This is a genomic window from Shewanella sp. MM_2022_3 (genome assembly GCF_022557375.1).
Lineage (GTDB): Bacteria > Pseudomonadota > Gammaproteobacteria > Enterobacterales > Shewanellaceae > Shewanella > Shewanella xiamenensis.
Window position 1 is genome coordinate 1 of sequence record NZ_JAKZGV010000107.1, and the last position, 1,427, is coordinate 1,427.

The 1,427-nt window shown below is 32.0% G+C and carries 2 protein-coding genes; both read right to left on the reverse strand.

Annotated features, from left to right (window positions below; genetic code table 11):
• Positions 1-687, reverse strand: a 687-nt coding sequence (locus MMG82_RS21285; RefSeq protein WP_241407407.1) for a glycosyltransferase, incomplete at its 3' end; no start/stop codon positions are given.
• On the reverse strand, positions 688-1,410 hold the full coding sequence (locus tag MMG82_RS21290; RefSeq protein ID WP_241407410.1) for an acyltransferase: 723 nt from the start codon (positions 1,408-1,410) through the stop codon (positions 688-690).
• Between the last annotated feature and the right edge of the window lie 17 nt (positions 1,411-1,427).

Sequence of the window (1,427 nt, forward strand, 5' to 3'; positions counted from 1 at the left end):
AATTAATATTTCATCTGTAGTTGAGTTTGACCATGACCACGCCGATAAACTACTATCATGGGTTCTATAATAAAACAGTGGCTCATTAATGACATATATTCCGCGCATTAATAAAGCACGTACTGGCCACTGGTCATCCTCATTCTCAATATTGGAAGGCAAGGGGCCAAATTCTGTAAAAATCTCTTTTCTAAACGCAAATCCTGCCCCAGGAAGACCAATTAGTCCACTACGAAATATCTTTTCAAGGGTTGGCGCAGATTTTGTCGAGGCAAACAAACGTGATTTTTTATTTCCATCTTGATCAATGATAATACCATCAGAACATATTAAAGAGACATTATTATCAATCATTGCTTTAACAGCAACTTGTATTCTATTGGAGAAATTTATATCATCAGCTGCCGATACAATAATAAAATCGCCAGTTGCTGATTCAATTACAGTATTAAGATGTTTTATCAATCCCAAGTTTTTTTCTCTAGCAAAAAACTTAATATTTTTACCTAGAGGTAAATGAGAAAGTTCTTCTTGAATAATCTGAACCGTATTATCCGTCGAACAATCATCAGATACTATAAATTCAACGTCAAAGTCGTTAGTATCTTGATTAAAAAAAGCCATTAAACTTTCACGGATGAATAAACCATGATTATAACTTACTAAGATACATGATACTTTTCTCATTTACCTTTCCCAATATATACCGACAGATATAACTTTAGCTGGACAACCTGCAGCAAAAACTTTTTCACCAATACTTTTGTTAACAAATGATTTAGCTCCAATTACAGAACCATTACCTATCGTAACACCAGGACCAACAGTAACACCTTCACTTAGCCATACATTATTACCAATAAAAACAGACTCAACTTTTTCAGAACCATTGATTTTATGTTGTGAGCTATCAGTGATATAACAATTCCATGAAAGAATTGTGTCATACCCCAAACTAATACTTTTACATACTATAATTACACTTTCAGCTGTAATACCTGAAGATGAATTCAATGCACCTAAAACATTTAGATTAGCATTTTTAGAAAGAACTACTTTTACACCATCACCTAAGCTAAACTCATTTTCTAAATGAAAATGACTATTGCTTTCCAAAATCAAAGCTGACGTATTACGTCCACCACACCATGATTCGAATATCAAAGGAACATTGCAATTATAAGTTACTCTTGCAGTTTTTTCTTTCTTTATGTGTACAGGAAAAATATCACCTGTAAAAAAAACTTTTGGTTTTAATCCAACCCCGAAAATTTTATAACTAATATAAAAACAATAAAAGTAAAAATAAAAGAACTTAAAAACACCCAAAAATGGATTAATATAAACCTCTCTAACAAACAACCTGAGCCAAGAAGTTTTTTCTAGTCTCGAGAATTTTTCTCTAAGCAAATTCATTCTTATTTACT